We start from the raw sequence: 19,543 nt of genomic DNA, 5'->3' as shown, positions 1-19,543 counted from the left end.
GGTCTTCCCTATGGCATTGAAAAGCGCGGTTCTGAGCCTGATATTGAGCGTGATTGTGGTGGCCCTGAAAGGTGGAGCCTACCTGCTCACGGGCAGCGTGGCCCTCTTCTCCGACGCCCTGGAAAGTCTGATCAACGTGGTGGCAGCGGGGGCCGCCATCACCGCCCTGTGGGTCGCCAGCCGTCCTGCGGACGACAACCATCCCTACGGGCACCAGAAGGCCGAGTATTTCAGCGCCGTGCTGGAAGGGGTACTCATCATCGTCGCGTCCCTGACGATTATGTTTTCTGCCGTTCAGGCGCTGCAGCATCCCAGACCCCTGGAAGCGCTCGGGCTGGGCCTGGTGGTGTCCAGCGTCGCCACCCTGCTCAACTGGAGCTATGGCCGGTATCTGGTGCGCACGGGTGAACACCTGCGCTCACCCGCCTTGGTGGCCGACGGTCACCACCTCCTGAGCGACGTGGTGACCAGCGTGGGGGTAATCGTCGGGGTGGGACTGGTCAAGCTCACGGGCTGGCATGCCCTGGACCCCATTGCGGCCATCGTGGTGGCGCTCTACGTGCTGTGGGTGGGGTACAGGTTGGTGCAGGGCAGCCTGAACAGCCTGCTGGATGAGGCGGCGCCCGCCGAGGTGCAGCAGCAGATCAAAAACCTGGTGCAGACCCACGCCGAGGGGGCGCTGGAAGCGCATGACTTCCGGACGCGGCACGCGGGCAGCGTCACGTTCATTGACTTCCACCTGGTGGTTCCCGGAGCCATGAGCGTGGAGGCAGCCCACGCCATCTGTGACGAACTGGAACAGGTGCTCGAAACGCAGATGCCGGGAAGCGAAGTGACCATTCACGTGGAGCCGGAGGGCCAGGCCAAACATGCTGGAGTGCCCGCGCTGTAATTGCTTCGAGGAGCAAAAGCCACAACTGGACGGGGCGTAAGGGTTTATCCCCTCTCCGCTGCCCTTACTTCTTGCCGAAGACGACGGTGTTCTTCATGCCGCGTTCCTCATGGTCTCCTACCAGGCAGTCGGCCTCATCTGTGCCAGCCCCCCTCGTGTACCCCTCCCTACTGGAAGTTCTGGCTCAAGCTCAAATTGCCACACGAGTTGATATAACGGTTGTCTCCCGCAGCCGTTGACAAGTGCATAACGTGAGGGGTCGCGATCAGGGCGGCACGTATGAGATCCACGCGCATGGCGTCCTGGCCGTGAATTTGCGTTTGAATGGAGGGACGACCACCCCTTCATAACGCTGAAGTACCAGACCGCGGAAGTTGAAGCGCGACTTCTCGCCGGGTTGAGTGCCCTCCCAAACCCCGCGTGCCGCCCGGTAAGCAGGGGAGAGGCGGCATAGGCACACATTTGCTCTCATCGGGCGACTTCACGTGGCAAGCTGGACAGATGCGTCTCTTGCTTGTTGCGGCTGCTCTCCTGTTCTCTGGATGCGCCCAGTTCGGTGCTCCTGAGCAGCTCACGCTCCGCACGAGCTCTACTCTGTCGGAGTGCCGCGGCTGGGCACCCAAGCCCAGACAATGCTATGGGGTCTACCGCATGCCGGAAAATACGCTGTACAGTACCTTCTTCAAAGAGGAGCTTCAGGGATTTACCTTTGAAGAAGGGTACGAATACACCCTGCTGGTTCGGGTGGATAGGATTTCAAATCCGCCTGCGGATGCACCTGACCGCACCTATACGCTTGTCCGCGTGCTTGACAAGTACCGGGTGAGAGAGGTGAAGCGGTGAATCTCCCGCTTCACGCCGCCACCTTCGGCACCAACCCGGACTTTACCCTCTGCTATGGCCTTTTTTCTGGCTTGCGCGTTCTGCAGCTTTGGCATAGCATCTGGAGCCCGTCTTCTGCTGCCTCCGACGCTCAATAAGCCCTGATCTCCCCACTGACCGAACCTTTGTCCTTTAACTCGCGCTTTTTGAACTGGAAGCTCGGTATTTTTCTGCCTGTGTGGGACACTCAGTGTCCCGTTGGGGATGACTCATTGGGGCACAGATCGTGGGGATGACCCGGTTTCGGCGGGGGTAGCCAAACGGGACGTGGCGAGCCGAGGATGATCGTGGGCCTCGTAAATCATCGATCAAGCCTTCAATTGGCAACAACAACAGCACCACCTACGCTCTCGCTGCTTAAGTGAAACGGTGACCATCAAGCCCGGCCATTGGCGTGATGCGAACCTGCGAATAGATGGCTAGCCTGAGCCGACGCTCCTGAGCACAGGTGAGACTAAGGGGCTGGGTTCAAAAGCAGAGTGTTCGTGCCCGGCTGAGGACTGAGATTTAAACCGCGAACTACGCTCGTAGATACTACCGGGAGGGACTTTCGAATCGGCGGTTCGACTCCGCCCATCTCCACCCCCAGCCCCCAGGCTTTTGGCCTGGGGGTTCTCCTATGGGACGAACTCCGCGAACATCACCCGGAGCGCTTTGGATCTCTGATTCCCCGGCTGCTCCAGAAGGACCTGTGCTGGGAGACCCAGGCTGTGGTGTGCGGGCACTTGCACCACCGGAGGCACGACCTGCTCACCCCCTTCCTTGGCCGCTGGGCCTTCGGTGGACGCTTCAATACCGGCCGGACGCGCTTCGTCCTGCCCCTCCAGAGCGGCTTCACCCGCTGGACCCTGAGCCAGCAGCAGACCTTCACAGAGACGCTGACCAGACTGAGCCAGGACGAGGGGCGCAACCTTCCGGGGATCTGGCAGGCCACGGCCCGGCTGGCCGCGCTCCCCACCAGTCTCCCTTCAGCGCCGGCCTTCGCTGTTGGAACTGTTGCAGGCCTGCAGTTGCACGCGCCGGTGACCTATCTGCTATGCAGACTACTGGGCACGCTCCTCCAAGCCTTGTCCTCGCCGTATGCTCAGGAGACGGGCGTGGCAGCGCAGGCCATCTTCGCGTCGTACTCAGGGGGGACGCCGCCGCAATCGGGGAGGCGCTCCACTCTCCCTGCTGTCCGACCGGTGTGCCCCGCGTGGCGCCGTACAGGACCCTTTAGGGGGTCGCCTCCAGGGCCAGGCAGAGGGCTGCCCCGATCGTCCAGGCAGTTCTGATCACCCTGGCGGGCAATCCCCTGATCCTCCAAATTGACCTTGCCGTCACCACCGAGGACTGGGAGGTCCTGGCCAGGCGACTGAACGGGAAGAGCTGCATGCCGAGACCCTGATGACCGGTGTGGCGGCCTTCCGCGGGGCGCGCCATAAAACGAGCCGGCCCGGCGGCTTGCCCTGGAGACCCTCATCCTGGATGCCGAGGCGAACGGTGGCTGGACCTCCGAACGCATGAAGCGGCTCCAGACGTTCCGACTGTATGGACCCATCCTGGTTATTGGCGCTGCCCGGTTCACCCTGCTGGTAGCGGGACCCACTGTAGGTCAGCACGAGCAGCAGGATTCGGGTGACCCGCAGCAGAGGCGCTCATCTTCAAAGGCGACAAGCCCCCCTGAGTAGGTCTCGGGTACGTCTCGGCTCTCCCTGCCGGAGGGTGACCGTTCAGGCCAGTTCGCGGGGTGCCTGCGCTTAGAGCAGCCAGCACCTTGAGGTCTGCGCTCTGGGTCCACACTGCCGGCCCACTTAAAGGCAGGAGTAAGGGGTAGGGGCGGAAACTCACGGGTATCCTCAAGGCATGGTCTGCCCGCTGCTGCACCTGCACTTGCGCGTTGGACGGCGTCAGGCCGAGTTCATGGCGGTGGAGTTCAGCGATTCCCACGTGACGTCGGTGTCGATGCGGGTGGGCGGCAAGAAAGGCCAGTGGGTCAGCCTGGAGATCGAGTCGGCCCGGGCAGACGGGGCGTTTCTGAATGGGCTCGCCGAAGCCTGGACCATGGACGACGACTACCGCGCCTTGTTCGGGCATTCGGGATCACGGTCCTATGTGGGACGGGCCTTTCCTGAGTTTCCCGCCGCGCGTGCGGCACGCGCGGCGGCCGAAGCGGAGGCGCTGGAACGCGAAGAGAAGCGCGCCCGCCGGGCGGAGGCGCTCGGCCGGGTGCTCAGCGCGGGGGAAGCGGCGAGCGACGAGGACCTCTGGGCCGCGCGGTCCGGCACAGACGAATTCTCCCGGCTATCGCTGGCAGCCCTGACGGCGGAACTTGGAGATATTGCCGAGCAGACCCTGAAGGCAGCCCAGAGATTTGAACTCGATGGGCGATACCAGGCCGTGGCGCTGCGCTGGGCAGCGCGGGGAATGGTGCCGGACGTCGCAGCCCGCAAGGCCCTGATTGACCGGGAAATCGCCTTTCTCGCTCGCCGGGGACGGTAGCAAAGCGTCGACTCTGGTTTTTTGCTCCTGACGAAGGGGCAGCTTCCGGGCCGCTCGACCGCTTCCTCATTCACATCACCGTTGCCCTTCCCCGGGTTGACGCAGGTCTGAGGTGACTGCTGGGTTTATCCATCCAGGGAGATAACCGTCACGCCCGCTTCCGTGCCTGCCGCGAAGCGGCGCCGTGTACGGTCCAGGGCGAAGGGCGCGGGCCGCTCAATCTGGTGGATGACGCCGCTCCCCTGCTTGCCGGTGTCCAGATCCGGCCACTCACCCAGCAGCGCCCCGTCAGAGGGGCACACAACAGGGAGCGCCTGTGCAGCGCAAGGATGCTGGCCGCCACAGCGTAGAAGGTGCCGGGCTCCACCGAAAAGGCCAGGGTTTGCAGCGTCTGTCCCGGTTCGTCACTGTCCGGCTCCACCGCAACGATCACCTGGTCCTCCGAGGGAAAGTCGGCGCTCCGCGTCTGATGGAGAAAATTGGTGGCGGTTACCTCGGCCAGCGTGTTCAACTGAAAAGCCAGCAGCCCCATGCCGGCCAGCTGGTGACCGTTGCCGAATTGCCCCCGGATTTCTTCCGCTGACCACCACGCCAAGAAGCTTCTGGGGGACCCGCATGATGTCGTCTGTGCGGTCATGGGTCCAGACGGTGTAGATCTTGAATGCACGAAACCGTATTTGAGGTTTCGTGCATTCAACGACTTCCGCAGAAGATCAGCTCAACAGCAGGCCACCCGTGCTGCCGAAGACGCCGCCAGTGCTGTAACTCGACTCGGACGAGGCCAGAAAGACGTACAGCGGTGCGATCTCTGCTGGCTGACCTGGACGCCCCATCGGCGTCCCACTGCCGAACTTCTCAATTTTGTCCTGTGGCTGTCCGCCCGTGGGTTGCAGGGGCGTCCAGTAAGGTCCGGGAGCAACGGCGTTGACCCGGATGCCCTGCTCCGCGACCTGTTGCGCCAGCGCCTGGGTGAAGGCCACGATGGCCGCCTTGGTCGAGGCGTAGTCGAGGAGCATGGGGGAGGGTTGTGACGCCTGGATAGAAGCGGTGTTGATGATGGTGGCTCCAGCCGGGAGGTGCGGCATGGCGGCCTTGGTCACCCAGAACGTCGCGTAGACGTTCGTGCGGAAGGTGGCGTCAAACTGCGCCGTTGTGAGGTCAGCGATGGCCTCAACAGCCTGCTGCTTGCCTGCATTGTTGACCAGGATGTCCAGACCGCCCAGCGCCTGAACCGTGTCCGCAACCAGCCGCTCGCAGAACGCCTCGTCGGTCAGATCCCCGGGGAGCGCGACGGCTTTGCGCCCAGCCGCTTCGATCAGGGCGATTACCTCACGGGCGTCGTTTTCCTCGGACGGAAGGTAGTTGATGGCCACGTCGGCCCCCTCCCGCGCAAAAGCGATCGCAACGGCGCGCCCGATGCCACTGTCCCCACCTGTGATCAGGGCTTTTCGCCCACCCAGGCGGTCATGGCCCCGGTAGGTCTGTTCCCCGTGGTCCGGCACGGGAATCATGGTGTGGGTGTCACCCGGCGCTTCCTGGGGCTGACGGGGAAAAGGGGGAGCGGGGTACTGCTTTGTGGGATCCTGAGGCATAGACGCCCTCCATACATGCGGTTCAAATAGGAAAACCGGTCCAGCACAGCCTGGCGCATGCGCGCCACGTCGGTAACAGTGCGGTGAAGACGGTGGGGTCGTTACCGCACTGAACTTGCACACTTCCAGCACTTACCCCTGTTGGCCGTTCGGGTTTGTGGTCGGCACCTGCTGGTGAACCTGCTCGTGATTGAGCTTGAGGTGAACGTGCTGATCGACATGATCCACGCTGTCCAGGGGTAACCAGCGGTGCTGTCCATTCCATCGCGGGCCGGTTTGATGGAGTCGCCTTCCACGCGGTCGACCTCACCGTGGTTTTTCCCATCCGCGCAGATGACGGGCATGTGCTCCCGAATACCGCTGCTCGTGGTCATGAGCGCTCTCCTTTCGTGTTCAGCCTACGGAAGAGGGTGAGTCCCCTGATGGCAATCGGGTAAACGCCGATTGACTCAAGGCGCGCATGAGTTCACCGTGTGGGACAGCCGTTCTTCGCCGATTTCTGCCAGTGGTTGACCTCACGCGGCGCAATCAAGAGCACCGTTCCAGACTCAACACACTGCTGGCTCCCATGCAGATTTGCCACGCGACCTGATTGGCCCCGAGTCCTCCAGGCAGAAACACGCTCCGCCTCTCCAGCGGGCAGGGCCGGCATTCAGTCCCTCACGGCGCTCCACCGCAAAAAGTCGCTCACCACAAGTCCGTCCTCCTGTAAAAGTGCCTGGATGAGGTGTTGGTCAACGTGCCGCGGGGTAGAGCCGCGCACGCCTGGGTCAATTCGAGAACTGTCTTCCGCGCGCTTGGCCGTTCCTCCAACCCTCCCGCTCGCTCTCGGCCCTCATCTTCGCCTCATCCAGGTTGGGTGGGCATCGACATAGCCGAGCGCACTTATTGTTCCCTGAATTGCTGGGTGCCCACCTCACCGCGGAGGCGGAGAGTCCGCTTCTGATGTGTTCCAAGGAAGCACGACCATCTCCGGGAGCGGTTCACCCTGGGGTTGGCTCCCCTGGCAAGAGGCAGAACGCACAGGTTTCCCCCCATCGGGCGTCTGTCGTAGAGATGAAGGTACGGTTAAGCTGGTGGGTAAGCAGGAGGTTCTCACGTGCCACTTCAGACCGACCACCGTACCGCTGCGGCAGCCACCATCATGGAAGTCATGCGCTGTGCCCTGACCGCCTACGACGTGCCTTCCGCCGTCTTGCCTGCCCTGCACGCGCTGGTCGAGCGCACGCATGCCGAGGGCGCCGCGTACGTACAGCTCTCGGACGCGGGTGAATTCGTCACCCGGGGCGTGGTGGGCGCGCCGGGACTTGCGGGCCAGGCCATCCCTCAGGGAAGCCCGCTGCTCCGGGCGCTGCGCGCAGCCCAGGCGCCGCTGTTTTACGACAACACGTGGATGGACCCCGATACAGCTGACTTTCCGGCCCACGGGGTAGGGGCCCTCGCCATCGCGCCTGTCCTGGACGCTGAGGCCCGTCTGGTGGGGGCATTCGTGATGTACGTGCACTCCGCCCATTCCTGGCATGAAGACGACGCCGAGCTGTTCGCTGCCCTCGCGGGGGCCATCGGGCTGCTCGCGGTGCGGCTGATCACCGAAGAAAGCCTGCGTAAGGCGCACGAGGCTGCCCTGCGGGCCCTGGGACTGATGCTCGAAGCCCGCGATACCGAAACAGGTGGCCACACCGACCGCGTCACCGTCCTCGCCGTGGCGCTGGGCGGTGCCCTGGGACTCCAGGCGGCGCAGCTTCAGCACCTGCGCTGGGGTGCGTACCTGCACGACATCGGCAAGGTGGCGGTGCCGGACCACGTGCTGCTCAAACCGGGCAAGCTCGAAGCGCACGAGTGGCTGACCATGCAGTCGCACGTGCTGGCGGGCGAACGGTTCGCGCGGGCCCTCAATTTCCTGCCCGAGCCGTCACTGGCGGTGATCGGCTCACACCACGAACGCTGGGACGGACGTGGCTACCCGCGCGGTCTGGCGGGTGAGGCCATCCCCCAGGAGGCGCGCATCTTCGCCGTGTGCGACGTGTATGACGCCCTCGTGAGTGACCGGCCCTACCACAAGCCGTGGGCGCACGAGGAAACCCTCGCGGAAATTGAGCGCAGCGCAGGAAGCCACTTTGATCCCGCCATTGCCCAGGTCTTTTGCGAGCTGATGCGCCGTGAGGACGCGCCGCACCCGGTGGCGGCAGCCGCCTGCGCACGAACAGGGTAATCAGGGCTGCCCCCACCCGACGCTGGCCGCTCCCCTGGACCAAACGTTTCCTGAAGACCCCTTCTGCACGGCTCGACAACCCCGTTGTTCTGGATGCTGCCCGCAAGACCAGTTGTGGGTGAGGGCGTTCTGATGGTGCTCGAGGTCGGTCTCATGCTGCCCTGAATGTCGTCGGTGCGGGGCGCGCTTTCAACCCGCAGATGCACGCCTGGAGGCCTTCACCCTCCGGACAGGTCACATCCGGAATCCTCGCCTGATACGGTTCCGGTGTAATCCATTACATCCGCTCCGGGAACTCCTCTGTGCCACCGTTTTTCCTGCTCGCTCAGGTAAATCAGTTGCTTTATAACTGATCTACCCCAATCCTTATTGCCTCCTCCCACCCAGGTGCTCAGGGACTCCCGAAGGGTGAACTGTCGCCAGGGAAGGTGCCGCGCCAGCGCAGAGGTGGAGGGCAGATCCGCGAGCCTGGAGGTCGGCAGGCGTCGTTGCTGTTCCTGCAGCGCTCTGCCAGCCGGTTGCCGTTTCGACTGTTCAGAAGCGTTTCACGAATACACGGGCATCCTCACACCACACCACCACCGCGTGGCCAGACCCGTCCACGGTCACGCTGGGTTGGTAGGCCCGGTGCTTCGCCACCGTGTTCAGGGCCCTCCCTCCGAGCACGGTCCACTTTTCGCCCGTCCAACGGCGGACGTAAACCCGCTCCGGTTCCTGGCCGAGTTGTTCCGCCCAGGTCACCACCGGGTTGCCTTGTCCGTCCAGCGCCAGCGCCGGCCGGAAGGCCAGCGTACCCGGCTCGACGTTCAGGGCTTGCCCGAGAGCCACCCAGCGGTGGCCATTCCAGCGTTTGACAAAGACCTGGTCTCTGCCGCCACTGTCCTCCAGCCAGGCCACGACCGGCCTGCCCTCACGGGTCAGCTTCATTACTGGGGAGGCCGCGTAGGTTCCAGGATGAACGTTCAGGGCCCCGCCCAGCCGGGTCCATGCACCGCCGGGGCGTTGCTCGGCCACCCAGAGGTCACTGTGGGCCACGTCTCCCTCCATCCACGCCGCGTAACGGGTTGCCATGTTCCCCGCGGCCGCTGCTGGAAAGAAGGCGTGACGCTTCAGGCTGACATTGAGGGGCGGGCTGAACGACCAGGAGGGTTCAGCCCGGTCGCCGACCTGCAACACCGCCCCCAGCGCTCCCGGATAGTAGATGTTCGTCCAGACAATAAACGGCGCGCCGTTCTGTTGCACGGCGAAGGCACTGAATTTCCCAGCGTCACTGAGGTTACGCCGCAGTGCGTACTTCGCGGTGGGTGACCAGGCGTGCCCGTCCCAGTGACTCAGGAGGGTCGAGTCCACATGCGCGATCCCCGCGTCTTCCGCCCAGCCCAGCCAGGGTTGTCCGTCTGGCCCCACCTGGGCCTGAAGCCGTGAGGCGTTATGCCGGACGTCCTCATTCAGAATGCCGCCCAGGGAAGTCCAGCCCCGCTGGTCCAACCGGGCAGCATAAAGATGATCCGTACCAGCCGTGTATCCGCCTGCCGTCACTTCCTGTTGCGTCCAGGCAATCACGGCGGCTCCCGTGCCGTCGGTGACCGCTGCGGTCAGCCGGGGTCGGGCCTGTCTGTTCACGGAGGGAAGGGGAGGCAGGAACTGGCCCTGGGGCGGGTTCCCACCTCCGGCCCACCCTGCGGGCGACAACGTGAGCAGGCCCAACGCGCAGAGACTCGTTTTCTTCAGTGACTGCCCAACAGGCTTTGGCGGCATGATTTCCCCCAGCCGGAGCAGGGGCATCCAGCGCCACGGTCCGGTTCCAGAATAGATTTCCGTTCACTATGACAAGGCTGGCGGCGGCGGCACAATCTACACGGCCTATCGCTGGGGCCAGTCGAATCGAATGGTTCGATGCAGTCTCTGGCAGGGGAAGTCGGTTCTGTCCCGGGGGCTGCGATCAGGGACGCGCGCCATCGCCGGGTCAAACGGGCGCCGACGCAACAGGCTGAGAGGAGGGAGCCGCTTTTGCCGGCAGAGGTTCCGGGAAGTGCAGCAGCCGTGCCAGACTCCCGACCTGATCTCTCACGGCCTCTGGCGTAAGCACGAACTGCTGGAAAGCCGTGGCCAGTGGATGGCACACGCCCGCCTCCGTCGTCACGAGCCCGGTGGATCGCCATAACGGTGTGGGCAAGGACTCGGTACGCAGTCCGCTGGGAAGGGGCGTGACCACCAGTCGGCTCAGGATGGTGAAGCCGTGGCCTTCGGCAACCAGACCGAGGACCACTCCAGGATCACTGAGCCGAACCGCCGCATGGGGAGGCCTGGAGTGCCTGGCAATGTGCGCGGCCACGTACGGCGCACAGTCTTCTTCGCAGACGATGTAACGGCCTGCGTGAAGGTCATCCCACGTACGTAGCGGTGGCGCGGAGGCAGCGGTCACGAGCAGGTATTCGTCGGCGACGACCGGAGCTGTCACCAGGCCGGCCGGCATGGGCAGGCGCCCCAGTCCGAGGTGCACCGCACCGCTGGTGACCAGGTGGGCCACCTCTTCGTGTTCGCCGCGGGTATCGGTCACCACCACCTCGACCTGTGGGTACCGGGCGTTGAAGGTCCGCAGGGCAGGCGTAACCACATGTTTGAGGATGCTGCGGCAGGCCGCGACGCGGAGTGTCCCGCTGAGTTGACCGTGGGCCGTGAGCTGCATGGCCTCTACCGCCAGGGCAGCGTGGCGGGCGTGAACCATAACTGCCTGACCGGCAGGGGTCAGCCGCGCGCCGTGTCGTCCCCGCTCAAAGATGATGACCCCCAGCGCGTCTTCTGCCTGCCGCACAGCGTAGCTGAGGGTGGATTGAGCCAGGCCGAGTCTCGCTGCAGCTTCACTGAAACTCCCGTTTTCGGCCACGGCCAGCAGGGCAGATAAGGGGGTGCGCAGCAAAGGGGAAGACCCATAGGGCCAAGGTGGGCGAGAGGCCATGAAGCATTCTATGGTTAATTTCGATAGAACGCCTCTGCCTTGACAAAAGTCCACAGTGTTGCGAACAACACGTCCATGACTTCATGGACGTGGCGTACATCGCTTCCACGAGCTCCGCCCTCTGCGCTACGGAGTCTATCCGCTACTCGTATCAAAAGTGGACGCAGGCCGCCCTTGCCCTACCCCGACAGATGGTGACCGCCAGAGGAACAGCGAACCACGCCTTACTTGAAGAGAAAGCCGCGGTGCGTTGCGGGAATGGTCTTTGAAAGCACAAAAGCAGTTCCCGGAGATGCGGCACATCAGCGGTCAGATCCCGGAGGAAAAGCAGCGTGAACCCGACCCCTTGCAGTGATTCAGATTCCCGCCACAGGTATTGATGCAGCCAAAGGTTTCTATGGGCGGCGTCTGGGTTTTTACCTCGACTTCGACCACCGCCGGAGCGAGGCATTCCGGGTCATGCAGTTGACCCGGCTCCGGCTGCTCGGTTCAAATGGGTCAGGCCCTACCTCTAGGCCGCCCGGGTTCCTGGGAAACTTCCTGTGGGTTGTCCAGCATCTGGGGGGAGCCCAGTGGAAGAGCGAAGCGCATTCGTGGCTGTCATCCGCATCATCGGCACCCAGGCTGACAATTCAGCGGTGGTGGGGCATAGGCCCTCCTTCCAGCGGTAGAGAACAGGCCTCTGTGCCCAGGTTGTCCTTGACCTGGGCACGGCCCACAGCTTCTCTGTGCCTGTCCTGGTGAGGGTGACCGTTGCTGGGACACCCACACCAGGACAAGCACTTCAGTCGGTGTTGACGGGCCAGACTCGCAACAGAAACAAATGCTCTTCAGCGGACAAGCGCCCGGAGATCCCCACATTCAACAGTCCAGGCGGCACCTGCGCCACAAATGCGGGCCCATCCGCCACGACATCCCGAATGCCCAACATGCCGGACGGCACGGACAGGGTGGCCTGCGCCTGTACAGCCCAGGTCCCTTCCGGCGGAGACGGCCGCTGTAAGCCAACTTCCAGAACGACAGTGACGTCCTGATCGTCCAGGAGGCCAATCGCAAGCTCAGTCAACCGGCTGCTCAGAGCCGCTTCCCTTTCGTCGGGTCGACCCCACAACGGGTCCTGGTTTACGTCGTACTCAGCCTGAACATCGTACACAACGAATTGCGCGTGACCCGGGCAGAAGCTGAACGAATGCTGCTTTTCCATGCCCTTCATTTCAGCTCCCATCCCTTACAACGTCATGTTGTCTGTCCCCGTCTCTCTTCACCCTGACGGGACACCGGCGATCATCCGCCGGAAGGACCAGGCGAAGCGTGGCCTCATGACAGCCGGAAGGTGCGTTTCCCGCTTGGCAGGGCATCCCTGACGCCGCCACGCCACGGCCAAAGCGCAGCAGTGCCGGTCGCGCGGGTCTCCAGGTGGAGGTCAAGATGGCGACGGGGCCGCTCCGGGACAGGGCCAGGTGGAGCGCCACGCCGAGCTGCGGGACCTGTACGGCCTGCACGCCCACGTCAGCCGCGCGCCCGAACAGGTCCTGTCCCGCTCCGCGAGGAGGTCCAGGAGAAAGCGCCGGACCCGTCTCAAGCAGCACGCCCCCACATCGTGGTGCAGCTGAGACCTTCCCGCACACGCTGCCTGAAGGTCTGTCGTGACCCTCTCCTCGGGGTTTGGAACGGCGAGGGCACTCACCGACATCCGCCGTTCAGGTCGCCCAGCAGGCCTGGTCTCGGCCGGCAGCCTTGGCCGCATACAGCCGGCTGTCTGCCAACGCGATCAAGTCCTGGAGGTCCAGCGTCTCCGTCAACATCGCGCCTCCTGCGCTGAAGGTGAGGCCATCCAGGTCTGTTCGCCGGCGCACCGCCTCCAGCACCTGCTCGACCGCTGCCCGCGCCTGGTCCACCGCGTGACCGTACAGAATAATCAGAAACTCCTCACCTCCCCAGCGGCACAGCAGGGTGCCCGCCGGAAACTGCTGACTCAGCACCGACGAGACAGTGACCAGGACTTCGTCTCCTCTCCGGTGTCCGAAGGTGTCGTTGATGCTCTTGAAGCGGTCCAGATCCAGCAGCACGACCGCCACATCTTCAGGTCTTCCCTTCTGGCCCAGCAGTTGCGTCAACTGTTCCTGCGGCACCCGGCGGTTGTACAGCCCAGTCAGTGGGTCCCGAATCACCAGCGTCTCCAGGTGCTGGCGCGTCGCTCGCTCGCGGATCAACTCGTGGTTGTATTGCGTGATGTACACGATCAGCAGCAGCAACATGCCGCCGACCACCAGGGCCGGTGGATCCGCGTAGGAGGCCCAGAAACCCGCCACCGCGACTGGCAGACAAACGGCCAGCGCCCAGCGCAGCGCAACCCGCAAGGGGTACCAGGTCAGGGCCAGCCCCAGCACCAGCCCACAGCTGGACAGCACGCTGGAGGGGATGGGCTGCGCCCTCAAGGACAGCACCACCAGCGTCGTCCAGACCAACCCGGTGATCAGGCACAGGATCAAGGGGTACAGCACGGTCAGGCGCAGTTGCCGCCAGCCGAGTACCGACAGCAGCGCGCTCAGCCCGGCCGCGCCCAGCGCCAGCTCACCCCGCACGGGAGCGTTCTCTTTAAAAGCGATGGTTGCGAAGAATCCGTAACCCAAGGCCAGGGCCGTGGTCAGCAACACCACGTTGCGCCGCTCCCAGAGCGGTTCAAACGGGGCAGAACGGCGCCTTGACATGCCGCTTAACGTTAAGGCATAGCGGCCCTAACCACCTCGTCCGGTTCACAAGGCATCTTGGTCGAATCCAGAAGCTTTCTTCAGGGCAACGCCCCCAGCACACGCGCTCTTCGGGAGGTGCCGCTGCGGATCCTTCCGCCAGACCTTCTCCACAAGAACCAGCACCGATGACCCTCGCCTCCCGGCCACAGGGGGTATTGCCCAAAGGCCGCTCATGAGCCGGCGCGCCCGCCTTCAGCAGCAACAGGCCTCACAGCGCCGGGAGGAGGCGCCCATGCCGAACCGCGCCAAAGAGCGCCCACCGCGCGAGTACCGCGACCAGAAGGACCCCGCCCCACGCGCCCTGCTCCGTGAGGCGCGAAGCCACCTCCACGCTTCTCCAGGTTCCCCTGTTGTCCGGATGCACACCAGCTGGGTTATCTGGGAGCGCTCCGTGCGGCAGGCCTGCGGGTGCGCGTTTCATGGGTGCCCTCAGGACGCTGCTCTCCGGTCGCTGCCAGGCGCAGCGCCTTCCCGGCTGCTTTTTTTGCGTACATCATGTCGTCTGCCCGGTTCATGGCCACGTCCAGCGGCTCGGCCTGCTCCACCTGCGTGCCTCCAAAGCTGACCGTGAAGCCCAGGGTTTCGCCCCAGCCCGCATACAGGCGGGAGGTCAGCACATTGAGCTGCCGCTCCACCTGCGCTTCGTGCCCGGTCAGGAGCAGCACGAATTCGTCTCCACCTGTTCGGCTCACCAGGTCCTCGCGGGTGGCCACCTCCCTCAGGACGGCGCTCAGCCCCTTCAGGTACTCGTCGCCCACCGCGTGACCCTTCTGGTCATTGATGCTTTTGAAGTGGTCGATGTCAAAGACGAGCAGGGTGGCCTCCGCCTTGCCCTCCTGCCGAGCCCACACACTGTGGGCGCGCCACAAGCCTCGGCGGTTGAGCACGGAGGTCAGCGGATCGAAGTAGACCAGCGTTTCCAGCTCTCCCTGCAGCGTCTGCACTTCCTCACGGCGTCGGTCGGCGTGGAGCACCCAGAAGGCGAAGGTGCCGCCCACCGAGAGCAGCAGAACGGAGAGGTACATCAGGACATTCGGGACATTCAGCGCGTAGGCCGTTTCCGGATGGGTGCCAGGTGCCAGCATCAGCAGCCTGGGCAAGCCCAACGCGTGCACCACAATCAAGATGCCCAGATTCAACCTGTACGCGCCCTTCAGCGCAGGCTGAACCCTGGCCTGATGCACGACCAATTGCAGCAATGTCAGCGCCATGACACCCAGGTATCCGGTGGCCAGCAGGAAGCGCGCCGTGAGGTCGTCGAAAGGCACCGTCAGGACGAACAGGGCGAGCAGCAGACTCAGGACAACGCCGACGTGGAGAAGCAGCGCTCTTCTGCGAAGCACTTGACCGCTGAAGCGCTGGAACGCGTTGACGAACAGGCCAGTTCCTATCATGACCAGGCCGTTTCCCACCAGAATCGACGCCAGCAACGTTTCGGGTGTGCGGAGCGTTCCCACCAGCAGGCCGAGGACCAGCGCACTATGCCCGACGGCCCAACCACGCCAGCCTGGATAGGACGGCCTGAGCCAGGCAATGCCCAGACTGAGGGCCGACACCAGGGTAGCGGTGGCCCACACAGTTCCGACTATGGCGGTGTTGGTGGGAAGTTGGCTGAGCACAGTGTTCACGGGGACCCCCAGCGGGGGACTGTGTCTCCCTCTGCACACTTAGAAAACCAGTTGTGGTGTTCCGAAATTCTTACGCCTCCCCATGGATTAAGCGTCCTTTCTTACGCGCCAACGCCCCAGTTGCCTGTTCTGGCTAAGCGCGCGGGCAGGAGACCAATGAACATGAAGTGCCCGACTGGGTGGTGAAGGTCAAGTTCAGCGACTTCGCCAGTCGCTACCTCCATCTCCCGGCCCCGGCGCAGTCGGCAGAGCAGTTGGAACGGGTGGTCCGGCACCTGCTCAGATTTGAACGGATTGATGGGCGAGCGGTGCGTCTGGAGGGGATAGGCGTGAGTGGCCTGATGAACCTGAATGGGGGAACGGGAGGGTGTCCCGCCTCTGTTCACGCGGGTGTAGGGCCTGGGATGCTCGACTCACCACGTCCGCTTCACACCCCAGCAAAGCCGTGTTCGCCGAGCCAGTCGCCGTGGAGCTCGGCCCATAAGGCGCATGACGCGGAAGTTCCGCCTTCCAGTGGGACCGCTCCGTCCAAGAAGATTCGCCGGGCATTCCTTCACCTTGAAAAGCCAAAGGAGAAGGCGGCCCGGAGGCCGCCTTGATTTCTCCAAGGTAGTGTCAAATGCACGCGAAGTCAACGACATGCACCGGGTGCGGGACCTGCTGTAAGCAGCGCGTGGAGGACGAGGTCCGCAGCGGGCAGGTGTCAGCCGCCATGAGGGCTTATGCAGAGGTCACCACCCAGCGCAGGCCGAACCCTGGGCTGAGTGGGGGCCGTCCGCTGGGGAGGGGTCTGCGCCCGATCTGAACGGTCAGCGCTCGTAAAAAGCAGGAGGCTCAATTCCTAGACTCCGCAGATACACGTACCCCTGCCCACGGTGGTGAATTTCATTGTCCACCGCATAAATGGCCGCCACCCAGGCGGGCATCTGACCCCAGGGCAATGAGGACACTGTGCCAAAGACAGCCGGGTCCACCTTGGCAAAGTCTTGCTCTATACGCGCGCTTAGCGCGTCCCACGCTTCCAGCAGGGACGCTTTGTCCTTGGGTGCCGCCGACCAGTCGGGTTCTGGCCATTCCCCAGTCAGCAGGCCGACGAGGGTCATTTCACTCACGAAGTGCAGCTCACCGCCCAACTCGCCGAAGGTGCGCATGGGAGGTGCGGCCGTGAAGGTGAACAGCTGGTCTTCTGGAAAAGCCGCAATGACGCGGCGCGTCAGGGCGCGGTGGCCTAGCCAGTGCTGCAGGAATCCTTCGGTCGTCATGACGGGAGCGGAAGCAACGGCCAGTTTCGTCATCTCTTTCACCTCTGCATCAACCTTAACGTGCATTCCCGTCAGCTCTTGACGTCTTTAGAGGCGGAGGCCTGCCCTTCAATTGCCGTACAGGGCAAAAATGAAGGAGGCCCCGTCCGCGGAAGTCCCCCTGGAGATCATGCCCACGTACCTGCCAGCGCTGTTCGTGTACACGAGCGTCTCGGCGTTGTCCCACCCTTGCCGCCTGAACTTCCGGTAGGTGTCCTGTTTGAACCCCTGCGCCCGAAGGTGGTAGATGCTGTTGTGGAAGGCAGATTGCCACCGGCGCACGCGGTACACCTTGACCCACCGTACATCCGTGTTCAGCCTTCTTCCCTGGGCTGTTAGCTCCTGCGTCATGCGTGCCGCTTCAGCGCCGCACATCCGAATCAAGGACGCGCTGCCGCCCCCCTTGGGAGAAGGCATATTCACCCGTTCCGCGAAAGAGGTGGGTGAGAGACGCACTGGGCGTGCGCAGCGAACAGAGTGGACGCGTCGCCAACCTAAACGGTAACTGTGAATCACCCCATCGAAGCCGTTCTCCTTGCCCGTCCAGGGTAAGCCGCCTCGGATGAGTTCCTCTCCCGTCTCGTGAGGGCTCAGGAAGAACCGCTACGGCGCAGATATGGGTCTTTTGCGGTCTTTACCTTCCTGTAGGCTGCTGTATGCGGCTCTACATGGGCGCCGCGGAGGACGACTGGCTCTCGACAGTCATTGCAGAGTAGCGGCCGGTCTTGCGAGCGGAGGCCTGGTAGACGTGGTGGCCAACGCTGGGCGGCGCTGTTCCTGAGCTTTGATCCCCAGGTGTTGCGCGGGCCCGGAAGTGCCGTGGGTTGGGCGACCTCGCCGCGGGGTCGAGGGTTGGCTTCGGAGCGCATGCGCTCCAGCGCGGAGGGACAGCCGCCCAATTGACGCGTATGCGCGTCTGGACTCCCGCGAGAAGGTGGGTGAACCAGGAAAGGAGGGGCCAGGTCCGTGGCCCTCCGTCCATGGGCCAGCAGCAGAAGACCGTTCGCCGCGGGGGCAGAAGCTGACATGTCAGGGGAAAGGGCACCTCCACATTTCGGCTTTGCCGTCCATTGTCCGGGGAGCGGGTGCCGTCCAAGTCAAGTCCTACAGGTGGGGGAAAGCACCGTACCCTGGACGGCGCCAGGGCAGAAGCGGGGAGAAGGAGAGGCCCCGGTCATCCGCACTCAGTGACCCGGGGAGGCAGGAGCAGGGGAGAGGGCGGGTCTCCCTTACCTGCTGCGTCCGTCCATGCCGGAAGTACCCGGGAACACGCTTATTCGAGGGGCAGCAAAGGATTGAGTCGCCTTTTGAGGCGGTCAATCTCCTCGGGGAGGGACGCGCCCGCGGCCGCCCCCACCAGCGTCCGGCTGAGTTCCAGGGCGCTGATCTCGCCCCGCTGTGCCAAGTCCTCCAGCTGACTCCATTGCTGCGCGTTGAGGTGCTTTTTCAACATCAGTTGGAGTGTTGCGCGCTGCGCCTCCCACTGTTGTGAGGTTGAGGCGCTCTCCAGGCGTTCGGCGTAGGCCTGCGCCTGCGCCTGCGCTTCCTGTTCCGCCCTCAGTTTCCACTGCTCAGACTGGGCCCGGCTTGCCTGACGCCGCTCCTCTACCTGGGTGAATTCGGCAGGCAGTTCGTACTTGGCGGGATTTTCCAGAAAATCCGCCACAAGGCCCCCAGGATTACGAACCGCGCCGCCCGCGACACCTTTGCGGAATTCCACAAAGCGCAGGGCTTCTTCCACCCGGTCGCCGTGACGCGCCGCGAGCACCGTCGCGCGCGCGACCGTTACGCCCGCCTGACGCAGCAGCACGACGAGGGCCGGGTCTGGGGCGTTCACATCCGCGAAGGTGTACCGCGCGACGGCGTTCTTCCCGCGCCCCTCGATGACGGCCCCTTCCAGGTACTGGTTGGCGAGCAGTTCGTCGTGCGCCGCTTCCAGTGCCCGGCGCACCAAGTCGCTGCGGTCCGTGGTGAGGCCCGTGGCGTGACGCCATTCCCGCAGCGGCACATGCAGCTCCTTGAGGAGCGTGCCGTCATCCTGACGGCGGTGGGCCTGGAGCGTTCGGTACAGGGCCCGCGCGGGTGGCTGCTCCAGTTGGTGCAGCAGGTGACCGTCCAGCACCTGGGAGATCCCCGCACGGAGACTGTCAGCCAGCTGCTCGCCGAGGCGAATGGAGAGCGTTGCCTCGCTGTCCAGGGTACTGAGCTCTCCGTCATCCTCGTTGTCCCGGTACCGCAGCCCTTCGAAAAACCGGACGCCGACATTGTCCCAGGCGGTCTTGTGGGCTCCAGCGATGGTGGACTTGCGGCCGACAATGACGCTCGTGAAGTACAGGCGGCGAATGCTTTGCCGAAGGCGGTGGTAGTTCTCTCCATTGTTCGCCAGGCCCATCAGTTCCCGGACTTCGTAGGCCGTCGTGTGAATCCAGTTGTCCCCCGGGCAGCCATTGGCCACGAAGAGGGTTTCCAGTGCCACGAGGGTGTCCGTGTCAATCCCGTGTGGACGCCCCTGGGGTGTGATTGCCTCGATGCGGAAGGTCCGGTCATTCACGGTGAACTCGGTGCGCCAGGAGGGGACGCGCTGGTCCACGCGCGAATGCATGCTGATCACGCCGAACCGGGCGAAGTTCAGTTCGTCGTGAAGATTCGGATTTTTCGGCTTCTTGGGCACGCCCCCGCTCCTGTTGTTGTTTTATCTTGTTTTAAACATAAAGAAAAACAACAACAAGGGGGCCTTCACCTGGTGTCCTGGACGACGTTTTTGTCTTTTTCCCCGCAAAGGTATCGCTATGTTCTGCCTTTTTCCCGCAAAGGTATCGCTAAAAGCAGGGGGTTTTCCCACA

The 19,543-nt window shown here is 63.8% G+C and carries 16 protein-coding genes, 1 other RNA gene and 1 pseudogene; 7 read left to right on the top strand and 11 right to left on the bottom strand.

Annotated features, from left to right (window positions below; translation table 11 throughout):
- Positions 1–10 precede the first annotated feature (10 nt).
- The 4 genes from B9A95_RS01865 (at position 11) to B9A95_RS01850 (ending at position 4,255) form a co-directional block, all read left to right on the top strand.
- Positions 11–892, top strand: a complete 882-nt coding sequence (locus tag B9A95_RS01865) for a cation diffusion facilitator family transporter (RefSeq protein WP_084045261.1) — start codon at positions 11–13, stop codon at positions 890–892.
- A 501-nt stretch (positions 893–1,393) separates the two neighbouring features.
- On the top strand, positions 1,394–1,735 hold the full coding sequence (locus B9A95_RS01860) for a DUF4377 domain-containing protein (RefSeq protein WP_084045260.1): 342 nt from the start codon (positions 1,394–1,396) through the stop codon (positions 1,733–1,735).
- Positions 1,736–2,002: 267 nt separating this feature from the next.
- Positions 2,003–2,359: a transfer-messenger RNA gene (ssrA, locus tag B9A95_RS01855) on the top strand.
- Between the two features lie 1,260 nt (positions 2,360–3,619).
- Positions 3,620–4,255, top strand: a complete 636-nt coding sequence (locus tag B9A95_RS01850; protein ID WP_084045259.1) for a hypothetical protein — start codon at positions 3,620–3,622, stop codon at positions 4,253–4,255.
- 125 nt (positions 4,256–4,380) lie between these two features.
- Here B9A95_RS01850 and B9A95_RS33110 read toward each other — a convergent pair whose 3' ends face one another.
- Complete coding sequence (locus tag B9A95_RS33110) at positions 4,381–4,557, bottom strand: hypothetical protein (RefSeq protein ID WP_170928378.1); 177 nt, start codon at positions 4,555–4,557, stop codon at positions 4,381–4,383.
- A gap of 14 nt (positions 4,558–4,571) precedes the next feature.
- Between B9A95_RS33110 and B9A95_RS31405 the strand changes: the two genes are divergently transcribed.
- Positions 4,572–4,838, top strand: coding sequence for a hypothetical protein (locus B9A95_RS31405; protein WP_139806380.1), 267 nt, complete (start codon positions 4,572–4,574; stop codon positions 4,836–4,838).
- Positions 4,839–4,968: 130 nt separating this feature from the next.
- On the opposite strand, the gene B9A95_RS01840 is transcribed toward B9A95_RS31405, so the two are convergent.
- Both B9A95_RS01840 and B9A95_RS01835 read right to left on the bottom strand, forming a co-directional pair.
- The gene (locus B9A95_RS01840; protein ID WP_084045257.1) at positions 4,969–5,847 is read right to left on the bottom strand and encodes an SDR family oxidoreductase; all 879 of its coding nucleotides are present in this window, start codon (positions 5,845–5,847) and stop codon (positions 4,969–4,971) included.
- Between the two features lie 132 nt (positions 5,848–5,979).
- Positions 5,980–6,191 (bottom strand): annotated as a pseudogene (locus tag B9A95_RS01835) (DUF2171 domain-containing protein).
- A gap of 755 nt (positions 6,192–6,946) precedes the next feature.
- Here B9A95_RS01835 and B9A95_RS01830 point away from each other — a divergent pair.
- On the top strand, positions 6,947–8,059 hold the full coding sequence (locus tag B9A95_RS01830) for an HD domain-containing phosphohydrolase (protein ID WP_245808090.1): 1,113 nt from the start codon (positions 6,947–6,949) through the stop codon (positions 8,057–8,059).
- A gap of 534 nt (positions 8,060–8,593) precedes the next feature.
- Here the strand turns inward: B9A95_RS01830 and B9A95_RS01825 are convergent.
- From B9A95_RS01825 to B9A95_RS01805, 5 genes are all read right to left on the bottom strand, one after another.
- A complete protein-coding gene (locus B9A95_RS01825) occupies positions 8,594–9,682 on the bottom strand; it encodes a hypothetical protein (RefSeq protein WP_139806378.1) in 1,089 nt (362 codons plus the stop codon).
- Positions 9,683–10,025: 343 nt separating this feature from the next.
- Positions 10,026–10,979, bottom strand: a complete 954-nt coding sequence (locus B9A95_RS01820) for a LysR family transcriptional regulator (RefSeq protein WP_170928377.1) — start codon at positions 10,977–10,979, stop codon at positions 10,026–10,028.
- 823 nt (positions 10,980–11,802) lie between these two features.
- Positions 11,803–12,231 (bottom strand): hypothetical protein, encoded by a 429-nt coding sequence (locus B9A95_RS01815; protein WP_084045254.1) that lies wholly within the window; start codon positions 12,229–12,231, stop codon positions 11,803–11,805.
- A 487-nt stretch (positions 12,232–12,718) separates the two neighbouring features.
- Positions 12,719–13,729, bottom strand: coding sequence for a GGDEF domain-containing protein (locus B9A95_RS01810; protein ID WP_084045253.1), 1,011 nt, complete (start codon positions 13,727–13,729; stop codon positions 12,719–12,721).
- A 416-nt stretch (positions 13,730–14,145) separates the two neighbouring features.
- The gene (locus B9A95_RS01805; RefSeq protein WP_245808089.1) at positions 14,146–15,399 is read right to left on the bottom strand and encodes a GGDEF domain-containing protein; all 1,254 of its coding nucleotides are present in this window, start codon (positions 15,397–15,399) and stop codon (positions 14,146–14,148) included.
- Between the two features lie 167 nt (positions 15,400–15,566).
- Between B9A95_RS01805 and B9A95_RS36695 the strand changes: the two genes are divergently transcribed.
- The gene (locus B9A95_RS36695) at positions 15,567–15,998 is read left to right on the top strand and encodes a DinB/UmuC family translesion DNA polymerase (RefSeq protein ID WP_139806377.1); all 432 of its coding nucleotides are present in this window, start codon (positions 15,567–15,569) and stop codon (positions 15,996–15,998) included.
- 210 nt (positions 15,999–16,208) lie between these two features.
- On the opposite strand, the gene B9A95_RS01800 is transcribed toward B9A95_RS36695, so the two are convergent.
- From B9A95_RS01800 to B9A95_RS01790, 3 genes are all read right to left on the bottom strand, one after another.
- Positions 16,209–16,661 (bottom strand): DinB family protein, encoded by a 453-nt coding sequence (locus B9A95_RS01800; RefSeq protein WP_245808088.1) that lies wholly within the window; start codon positions 16,659–16,661, stop codon positions 16,209–16,211.
- A 108-nt stretch (positions 16,662–16,769) separates the two neighbouring features.
- Positions 16,770–17,051 carry a hypothetical protein gene (locus B9A95_RS01795; RefSeq protein WP_084045252.1) on the bottom strand — a complete coding sequence of 94 codons (282 nt, stop codon included), beginning with the start codon at positions 17,049–17,051 and terminating at the stop codon, positions 16,770–16,772.
- Positions 17,052–17,973: 922 nt separating this feature from the next.
- On the bottom strand, positions 17,974–19,371 hold the full coding sequence (locus B9A95_RS01790) for a replication initiator protein A (protein ID WP_084045251.1): 1,398 nt from the start codon (positions 19,369–19,371) through the stop codon (positions 17,974–17,976).
- Positions 19,372–19,543: the final 172 nt, after the last annotated feature.

The organism is Deinococcus hopiensis KR-140 (genome assembly GCF_900176165.1).
Lineage (GTDB): Bacteria > Deinococcota > Deinococci > Deinococcales > Deinococcaceae > Deinococcus > Deinococcus hopiensis.
Note: the sequence above shows the minus strand (reverse complement) of the source record. Positions and strands in the feature narration are given on the sequence as shown.